The following is a 9603-nucleotide window of genomic DNA, read 5'->3' as shown; positions in this document are numbered from 1 at the left end:
GTGGGGGCGGGCGGGGCCCCCGGCTCCGGCGGTGCCGCGGCGGCCGAGGGCGTGGGGCTGCCCGTGAAACTCGGTGTCGCCGCGGGTGTGGTGGTCGCGGCGGGCGGAGTGGCGCTCGCCGCCACCCTGCTGGGCAACGGCCACCACGCGCCGAAGCCGGAGGCCAAGCCGCCGGTGAAGGCCGCGCCCGTCGCTCCCATCGCGCCCGTCGCCCCCGTGCCGAAGCCGTCCTCCCCGCCTCCGCCACCGACGCCCGCCTCGCGGACGAGCCCGCCGAGGCCCAGCGCCCCGCCGCCCACGCCGGTCCCGCCGCTCCGCGCCGCGCCGACAAAGCCGTCGCCGCGGCCGACGCCGCCGCCCGAGCCCGAGCCCGTGCCGAAGCCCACCCCGCCGACGCCCCGGCCGACGCCGTCGTCCACCCCGGAGCCGACGCCGCCCCCGCTGGATGCGCCGAGCGTCTACCAGGTCAACGAGCTACCGCTGAGCGCCTTCGGGGACGGCACAGGACCGCAGGTGCGCCCGGACCCGTTCAACTGGCTCTGGCGGCGCTACGACCTGGAGGTGGACGGCACCACCTACCCGGACGGGGTGAGCGTGCACGCCCCCTCGTACGTCGTCGTGGACCTCAACCGCGCATGCACCTCGTACGACGCGGTGGCGGGGCTGGACGACCTGTCGGCGGACGGCGGCGCGGTGCGCTTCAAGGTCTACGGCGACGATACGCCGCTGTTCGCCTCGGGAGTGGTCACCGCGGACAGCGGGCCGGTGCCGGTGCATGCCGACCTCACCGGGTACAAGACGCTGCGGCTGGTCGTACAGGACGCGGGTGGCGGGCCGTTGCTGAACCTGGCGGACTGGGCGCGGTCGCGCATCAGTTGCCGGTGAGGCGGTCCAGCAGGTCGGCGGCCTCCCCGACGGTGTGGCGCTGGCCCTCCGCGTAGGCGGCGTCGTACGCCTGGTCGCCCAGCGCGGCGCGGGCCCCGTCCCGCACCCGTGCCGCGTCGGCCTGCTCGGGCACCGAGCGGGGCAGCGGTCCGCGCAGCGTGGTCGCGGCGCCCAACACCCTCAGCGCGTCGGCGTGTTGGCCGAGCTCCAGCAGGGCGACGGCGGCGCGCTCGGCGAGGGCGGCGAGCAGTGGTTCGGTGCACTGCGCCGCGATGCCGTGCCGCAACGCGCGGCGGAACGTGTCCAGTGCCTGAGGCCGTTTGCCTTCGGCGAGCAGTACGTCGCCGTCCATGCTGGTGAGGACGGCGGTGAACATCGGCGGCGGAGTGCCTCTCCCCGCCTCGGCACGGGCGATATCGCACAGCTCACGGGCTCTGGACGCATCGCCCGCACGCACGGCGATACTCCCTTGCAGGCAGCGGATATATGTACGGGCGTCCCAGACGCCGTAGTGCTCGGCTTCCCGTTCCGCCTGTTCCAGAAGTCGACTGGCTGTCGCGTCATCGCCCTCCCGGGTGGCCAACTCCGCCAGCCTGGCCACCAGGAACGGGTGCTCGGCACGCGCCCCCAACTCCTCGCACAGCCGGATGGACGCCTCCAGATCAGCCCGCGCGGTGGCGTACTGGCCGCGCACCGTCTCCAACTCGGCGCGAGCGGTGCGTACTTGGGCCAGCAACCAGCGATCCCCGACCCGCTCGGCCAGTTCGGTCAGTTCCGCCCAGTCGGCGTCGGCGCTGTTGAACCCGCCCGGCATATCGATGATCACGTGCGTGCGGAGGGTCAGCCCACAGGCGATCTCCCAATCCCCACCATAAGCACGGCAGTTGTCCACCATGACGTCGGCGTGCGCCCGCATATCCTGCTGTCCGCCCAGGAGATATCCCACAAACGGCCACAGCAGTCCGGGGAAGCGTGCGCCGTGCGGTCCCGGCTCGGCGTACACCTCACTGATCTGCCGGGCCGTCTCCTTGATCTCTCCGTCGGCCAATCCCGGCACCTTCGGCAGGTCCGCGCTGAGGAGGAACCGCACCAGTCGCAGGTCCATCCGCGGCATGAACAGCGGATCGTTTCGATCCACCGGTGGCTGGCCGAGCGCGGCGACCCGGGAGAGCCACCCGGCGCTCTCCTCCCGGTAGCTGCGCAGCCACCAGAACCAGCCGAGCGCGGCGACCATCGACAGCGCCGTCTCCTCGTCGCCCGTGTCGACCGCCCGCTTCAGTACGCGGCGCACGTTGTCCAGTTCGGTCTCCAGCCGCTCCAGCCAGGGCAGTTGCTCCGCGGTGCGCAGCTTCGAGTCGGCGGTGCGCACCAGGTCGTGGAAGTACGCGGTGTGACGCCGGGCGGTGGCGGCGGCCTCCTCCGGATGTTCGGCGGCGCGCTCTCGGGCGTACTCCTGGATGGTCTCCAGGAAGCGGTAGCGCACCTCGTCCGGCAACTCCTCGGCGACCAGCAGTGACTTGTCGACGAGTGACCCGATGAGGTGGAGAACGTCCTGCTCGTCGATCTCCGTGCCGTCGGCGCACACCGCTTCGGCGGCGGCCAGGGTGCAGCCGCCGGAGAAGACGCAGACCCGGCGCAGTACCGTCCGCTCCCGGGCGTCGAGCAGTCCCCAGGACCAGTCGACCACCGCGCGCAGCGTCTGCTGGCGCGGCAGTACGGTGCGGCTTCCGCTGGTCAGCAGGCGGAAGCGGTCGTCCAGCCGGTCGGCGATATGGCGTGGGCTGAGCATCCGCAGCCGGGCGGCGGCCAGTTCGATGGCGAGCGGCAGGCCGTCCAGGCGGCGGCAGATCTCGGCGATCGCCTCGTGGTCGGCGTCCGCGTCGAAACCGGGGCGGACGGCGGCGGCGCGTTCGGCGAACAGCCGGTACGCGGTGGGCGGAGGCAGCGGTTCCACCGGGCGGACCGCCTCGCCGGGCACGCCCAGGGGTTCGCGGCTGGTGGCCAGCACGGTCACTCCCGGGCAGTGGGCGAGCAGCGCTTCGGCGGTGCGGGCGGCGGCGCCGATGACGTGCTCGCAGTTGTCGAGCACCAGCAGCATGCGGCGGTGCGCGCAGTGTTCGAGCAGCCGCTCGATGGGCTCGGCCACGGTGGTGGTGGAGGTCAGCACGGCGGTGTCGCTGCGGCCGACCGAGTTGAGTACGGCGCGGGCCACGCCGCCCGGGTCGGCGACCGGCGCCAGTTCGGCGACCCACACCCCGTCCGGGTACGTGGTGGCGAGTTCGGTTCCGGCCTGCTCGGCCAGCCGTGTCTTCCCCGCCCCGCCCGCTCCTACGAGGGTCACCAGGCGGTGCATGGCCATGTCGTCCCGCAGCGCGCGAAGGTCGTCCTCGCGGCCGACGAAACTGGTGAGTCGGGGGCGGAGGTTGCCGGGGGCGGGTGGTTGCCGATGTGGCGGCGGGGACGGCTGGGCGTGGGGGCGGGCGGCGAGCAACTCGGCGTGCAGGGCGCGCAGTTCGGGGCCCGGGTCGGTGCCCAGGCTGTCGGCGAGGGCGGCGCGGGTCTGCTCGTACGCCGCCAGGGCGTCGGCGGTACGGCCGACCGCGCGCAGCGCGCGGATGTACTGGGCGCGGAACGGCTCGTTCAGTGGGTGCTCGGCGATGAGTTCCTGTACCTGCGGTAGGACGTCGGCCGCGCGGCCCAGCGCCAGGTACGCCTCGACGCGGTGCTGCGACGCGGTGAGTCGCAGGGCCTCCCAGCGGGCGGCGGCGGAACGGTCCGGCAGGTCGGCCAGTGCCGGGCCGCGCCAGAGTGCGAGGGCCTCGTCCAGTGCGGTGGCGGCGGCCGCCGGGTCTCCCGCGTCGAGCATGGCGGCGGCGTCCCTGGTCAGCCGCTCGAACACGAAGAGGTCCACGTCTTCGGGCTTGGCGTGCAGGACGTAGCCCGCCGGGCCGGAGCCGATGGAGTCCCGGCCGAGGGTTCGGCGTAGCCGGGAGACCAGCGCCTGCAGTGCGCCGTGGGCGTCCTCGGGCTCGTCGCCCGCCCACACCTCGTCGATGAGCAGCGAGGGGGCTACGGGGCGGCCGGGGCGGAGCGCCAGCGCGGCGAGTGCGGCGCGCAGGCGGGCGCCGGGCAGCGGGGCGCCGGCGACTTCCGTCGTTCCGAGGAGTTGGTAGCGCACCGCCTCATTCTCCCCCGCGGGTGCGGCTCCTTCTGGGGTTGGGGGTTTGCCTGCCCGGCCACCCGATTGCCGGGGTGTCCCCGCAGCGACCACACCAAGCACCCGCACGCAACCACGCACGTGGCGTGAGGAGACACCCGGCGCGCCCCCGACCCACAACCGGACAGAGCGCGACGGCAACCCAAAGGCCCAGGACAAACGGGCGAGCGGGTGGGTGGGCGAACCCCAACCCGCCCATCCGCAGCGGCAGTTCAAAGACGAACCCCGCGAACAAGCACCGCAGGCCGGAGCCCCCAGCACCCCGCGGCACCCCGAGAGCCGCACCACGCTGACCCGAGAGCCGCACCCCGAGAGCCGCACCGCGCTGACCCGAGAGCCGCGCCCCGCCGCACCCCCAGAGCCGCACCCAGAGAGCCGCACCCCGCCGCCCCCCAGAGCCGCCCCCAGTGACCCCCCGGACGCCTAATGAGCGGGCGGCAGCGAGATCGCCCGGAAGGCCAGCGCGAGCGCCCCCGGCGCGTCGGGTCCCGTCCAGCACGAGCCGCGTCGTGCGATCAGGCGCCGGAGCCAGACCTCGGTGGCGACCAACTCCCCCAGCCCGTCGAGCGGCAACGCTTCCCCGTCCGCCGCCGCGCGCAGCGCACCCCGTACCACCCGCGCGTCGACCAGTCCGGCATCGGCCAGCAGTGGCGCGCTGAACAGGTCCATCAGGTCGTCCACAGCGGCCCGCAGCCCGATCCGGACCGCGCCGGAGGCGTTGGTCGTGGCGCCCCAGCCGGGCGGCAGGTCCCGCACCCCGGCCCCGGCCAGTACCGCCCGCAGCACCCAGGCCCGTGCCCCGGGCCGTACTCGCATCGTCTCGGGCAGCGCCTGAGCCGCCCGTACCACCTGGTTGTCGAGGAACGGCGCGTGCAGCCGCTGGCTGCGCACCTCCACCGCCTGTTCGAAGACCCGCAGGTCAGCCGCCGCGCGGGCGAGCGCCGCACGGGCCCGCCGTTCGCCGGGGCGTCCCACGGAACCGGGCCGGGCCGCCGCGTCGGACAACCGAATCGATACTTCGGCGAGCGCCTCTCCGGTCAGCCAGCGGGCCGCCGGGCCCGGACGGCACCAGGTCAGCGCGGCCAGCGACGCGGTGAGGCCACCCGCGCCCGCGTCGTCGAAGCGCCGGGCCAGCAGTCGGCCCGCCGCGTCCTCCACACCCTGTTGATAGGGCGTGCGGGCGAGCCGCCGCGCCGCCCGGTACAGGGTCAGCGGTACGAACGCCGAGCGCGCCGACGCTCCCTCGGCGCGCGCCAACGCGGCCGCGGGGCGCAGCAGATGGCGCCGGTGCCGGTCAAGGAGCAGATCGGCGAGCCGCGCTGGGTGCGCGTCGAGGACGTGGCGGGCGCCGTGGCCGATGAAGTGGTCGGCGCCGCCTGCAACGAGCCGCCGCCGGTGCCGTTCCGCGGTGATGAGCGCGGGTCCTGGTTCGTCGGTCAGCGGACCGCTGTCCAGCAGGTCCGCGTACGGCAGGGACTCCGGCCCGCCCGGTACCACGACGTGGTGCAGCCGGGGGTCGGCGGCCATCCTGCGGGCCCGTTCCAGTTCCGCGTCGCGCCCCTGCTCCCCGCTGGTGGCCAGGTCGTTGAAGGTGACGGCGCGCAGCCGCTGTCCGGCCTGCGCCCCCAGTCCGATCGGTGTGCCGGGCATACCGGGCAGCCCGGCGGCGAGCAGTGCCAGGGTCGCGGACGCGCTGCCGCCCGACAGGTCGGCGCCGATCCCGGGCGCGGGCGCGTCACCGGGCTCGGGTACGTACCGCGGCTGGGCCAGCCGGGCGCGTACCGCTTCGACCAGCGCGTCCCGTACGCCCGCGACCGCCTGCTCGGCGTCGGTGGCGGAACGGGAGGCTCCGACAGCGAGGGAGGCGTGCGGCTCGTACCCGGTGATCTCCGGAACGCCCTCGCGCAGGATGAGCGCATGACCGGGCGGCAGTCGGCGCACGTCCTGGTACGGCGTGCCGTTGCCGAGCGCCTCCGGTGAGTCGGGGCAGGCGAGTTGGGCGGCGAGGTGGGTGACGTCGAGTCCGGCCTCGATGAGGTCGGCGAGCGGCAGCGCGGCGGTGGCGTAGGCGGTGCCGCCCGCCCACGGGGTGTGGAAGACCGGACGGGCTCCGGCGAGGTCGGCGACGATCGTGGTGCGGCGCCCGATCTGGAGCACCGCGGTGTAGCTGCCTGCCCACATGGTGAGATGGCGCAGTGCGCCGCCGCGCGCCGCGTAGAGCCCGATGCGTAGCGCGTCGTCGCTGGCCAGGCATCGGCCCAGCACCGCGAGCCGGGCGGTCACCGGGCCACCGCCGTTGCGGTGCGCGGAGTTGAACCCGTACGCGCTTCCGTACGCGCCGTGTGCGCCGTTGCCCGCGGGGCGCGTCGGGTCGGCCGTGATGACGCGGATCTCGTCGGCGCGCCAGTCGCCGACCGCCCACAGAGGATCGGGGTCGCCCCACAGGAGTTGGCCGCCAACCGGTAGCAGGGTCCGCCCCGCGACGACCGATGATCGCGCTACGGCGCTGCTCCAACCCACCAACCACCGCATCGCAGCCTCCACCGGCTGTGGACAACTGGCCTGGACAACTGGCCTCGCTACCACGGCGAACTGCCGTTCCTTCAGAGCCCGGACAGAACTCCGTTCGGGGAACACCAGGGCTCTGCTCTGGGAACATGCTGCCACGGAGTGGAGCGTCAGGGGGCGTACGGGAGCATGGCGAAGCGCCGGTCCGCGCCACCGACGCGGACCATGTGACGTTATGGGCGTTATGTTCCGTGTGTCGTATGCCGGTTGACGTATGCCATGGGCCGGGTGCCGCAGGGTGCCGGGTGCCGCGTGCCCCGGGGCGCCGGGTGCCGCATGGCCCCGGGTGCCCCGGGCGGGTGCCGCAGGGCGCGAGCCAGGTACCGGAGGACCCGAGCCGGATACCGCAGGGCGCGAGCCAGGTGCCCAGGGCTCCGAGTGCCCCCGGCGGTGCCCCAGGCGGTGCCGCCGGGCGCCAGCCGGATGCCGCGTCGCGCGGGCGGCACCGAACGCGTTCGGCGGAGTAACGCGTCGCATCAAGTGGCGGCCGGGCGCCCGGCCGCAGGGCGGCGCATCAGCCCCGGCATGAGGCTGCCCGTCCCGGGCCTCCCCCTCCGTGGTCCGGAACGGGCAGCCCGTCTCAATTGCCCTTACCAGCAATCCCCAAACCGGCGATTTCTCGCCAACATCACGTGGGCGTGCCGCGCACCCGCACGAGCCCAACGCTCAGTCCGGGAGGCGTCGGCACGCCCCCCGGACCGGTTCCGCCACCCGCGGGGAATGAGGCAGCGGTGTCCCCTGGCCCACCACCGACAAATCCGAAGCCGCAGTCTCGACGGCAGGCCGACCCACGGCCCCATGCAAGCGCGGTCACGCCGGTCCGCACAGAGCGCACAGACGGGCGCACAGCCACACACTCCGGGAGCACGTACACCAGTGCGGCGCAGGAATCTCGCCATCCGGGACAACTCCTCTTAACGGTCGGGATCCGGCGAACTACGCTGGGTGTACCCGAGGAGCGGGCGTCCCGGTGGCTCGGGGCTCGGCCCATGCCCTGCGACGGGCGTCGGCGGTCGCAGGACCCCGGCGGCCAGCGGGTGAAGCGGTCCGCGGCCCGCGGCGCAGGGGGCGGCGAGCGGGACGAGGAGTGCGCATGACGAGGGAACACCGCGGGCCCAACGAGAAGCTCGGCACCATGCTCGCCCTGGCCGGGATCAGTAACGCGGGCCTCGCGCGCAGGGTCAACGACCTCGGAGCGCAACGGGGGTTGACGCTTCGCTACGACAAGACATCGGTCGCCCGCTGGGTGGCCAAGGGGATGGTGCCGCAGGGCGCGGCGCCCCATCTGATCGCCGCGGCGATCGGCAGCAAACTGGGCCGCCCGGTGCCGTTGCACGAGATCGGCCTCGCCGACGCGGATCCGGCGCCCGAGGTGGGGCTCGCCTTCCCGCGCGATGTGGGCGAGGCGGTGAAGTCGGCGACCGATCTGTGGCGGCTCGACCTCGCCGGTCGCCGCGACTTCCTGACCGGCTCCTTCGCGGTGACCGCGTACGCGACTCCCGCGTCCCGCTGGCTGATCACTCCCGCGGACGGTTCCGTGGCACGCGAGATGCCGGACTCCGGTGCGCCCAGGGTCGGTCACGCGGATGTGCGCAAGCTGCGCGAGGCGGCCGACGACGCCCGTCGCTGGGACTCCAAGTACGGCGGCGGAGACTGGCGTTCCGGGATGGTGCCGGAGTGCCTGCGGGTGGAGGCGGCGCCGCTGCTGCTGGGTTCGTACAGCGACGACGTGGGGCGCTCGTTGTTCGGCGCGACCGCCGAACTGACCCGGCTGGCCGGGTGGATGGCGTTCGACACCGGCCAGCAGGAGGCCGCGCAGCGCTACTACATCCAGGCGCTGCGGCTGGCCCGCGCGGCGGCCGACGTACCGCTCGGTGGCTATGTGCTGGCGTCCATGAGCCTGCAGGCGATCTACCGCGGCTTCGCCGACGAGGGGGTGGACCTGGCGCAGGCCGCGCTGGAGCGCAACAGGGGGCTGGCGACCGCCCGCACGATGAGCTTCTTCCACCTGGTCGAGGCCCGCGCCCACGCCAAGGCGGGCGACCCGCAGGCGTGCGGGGCGGCGCTGTCGGCCGCCGAGGGCTGGCTGGAGCGGGCGCGGGACGGCGACCCCGACCCGGCGTGGCTCGGCTTCTACTCGTACGACCGGCTGGCCGCCGACGCCGCCGAGTGCTACAGCGATCTGGGGGTGCCGCGGCAGGTCCGGCGGTTCACCGAGACCGCGCTGTCCCGGCCGACCGAGGACTTCGTCCGTTCCCACGGGCTGCGCCTGGTGGTCTCCGCCGTGGCGGAGCTGGAGTCCGGCAACCTGGACGCGGCCTGCGCGGCGGGCGTCCGTGCGGTGGAGGTCGCGGGCCGCATCTCCTCGGCCCGCACCACGGAGTACGTCCGCGACCTGCTCCACCGCCTGGAGCCGTACGGCGACGAACCCCGAGTCGCCGAACTCCGCGAACGCGCCCGCCCGTTGCTGGCCGCCCCGGCGTAGCGGGCCGGAGGGCCCGTTCTGCGCACGTGACGCGGTGCGGTGGGCACGGTGACGGAGCAAAGCAACAGCCCAGCGCGCCAACGGAGTTGCGGGGGGCATGGCATTGCGGGAGCGCGGAGTTGCTGGGGCACGGAGTTGCGGGGGCGCGGCGCCGGGCGCGAACCGACGCCCCCCTCGCCGCGCATCGTCGGGGGCGTCCGGACACCCGCGACGCGTAGCCACGCCCACCGCGGCACGACCCCGCACCCTCCCAGGGGAAGCGGAGCCATCCCTTCGAGGCGCAGGCGAACACTCTCGTCGAGGCGCAGGCGCGGGCGAACACTCTCGTCGGGGCGACAGGCGAACCCTCTCGCCAGGCCACAAGGCCCTCCACCGAGGCCCGCCCCCGTCGGCCGGGGTTTGGGGGCGGGGCCCCCGGGAACGGTTGCGGGGCGGAGCCACGTACGGG

The 9603-nt window shown here is 74.4% G+C and carries 4 protein-coding genes; 2 read left to right on the top strand and 2 right to left on the bottom strand.

All coding sequences use genetic code 11. The annotated features are described in order from the left end of the window. Positions 1-885, top strand: an 885-nt coding sequence (locus tag NON19_RS33260; RefSeq protein WP_303654620.1) for an NPCBM/NEW2 domain-containing protein, incomplete at its 5' end; no start/stop codon positions are given. Here the strand turns inward: NON19_RS33260 and NON19_RS32600 are convergent. Next, positions 872-4063 carry an ATP-binding protein gene (locus NON19_RS32600; protein ID WP_255932893.1) on the bottom strand — a complete coding sequence of 1064 codons (3192 nt, stop codon included), beginning with the start codon at positions 4061-4063 and terminating at the stop codon, positions 872-874. The genes NON19_RS33260 and NON19_RS32600 overlap by 14 nt on opposite strands. 462 nt (positions 4064-4525) lie before the next feature. Continuing rightward, a complete protein-coding gene (locus NON19_RS32595) occupies positions 4526-6634 on the bottom strand; it encodes an asparagine synthase-related protein (protein ID WP_255932892.1) in 2109 nt (702 codons plus the stop codon). A gap of 1129 nt (positions 6635-7763) precedes the next feature. Here NON19_RS32595 and NON19_RS32590 point away from each other — a divergent pair. Beyond that, on the top strand, positions 7764-9155 hold the full coding sequence (locus NON19_RS32590) for an NsdA family TPR-like regulatory protein (RefSeq protein ID WP_255932891.1): 1392 nt from the start codon (positions 7764-7766) through the stop codon (positions 9153-9155). The last annotated feature ends 448 nt before the right edge of the window (positions 9156-9603 follow it).

Source organism: Streptantibioticus rubrisoli (genome assembly GCF_024436055.1).
GTDB classification, from domain to species: domain Bacteria; phylum Actinomycetota; class Actinomycetes; order Streptomycetales; family Streptomycetaceae; genus Streptantibioticus_A; species Streptantibioticus_A rubrisoli.
Note: the sequence above shows the minus strand (reverse complement) of the source record. Positions and strands in the feature narration are given on the sequence as shown.

Coding starts and splice junctions, on each gene's coding strand:
- NON19_RS32595 (WP_255932892.1), bottom strand. CDS start 6,634: ATGCGGTGGTTGGTGGGTTGGAGCAGCGCCGTAGCGCGATCATCGGTC.
- NON19_RS32590 (WP_255932891.1), top strand. CDS start 7,764: ATGACGAGGGAACACCGCGGGCCCAACGAGAAGCTCGGCACCATGCTC.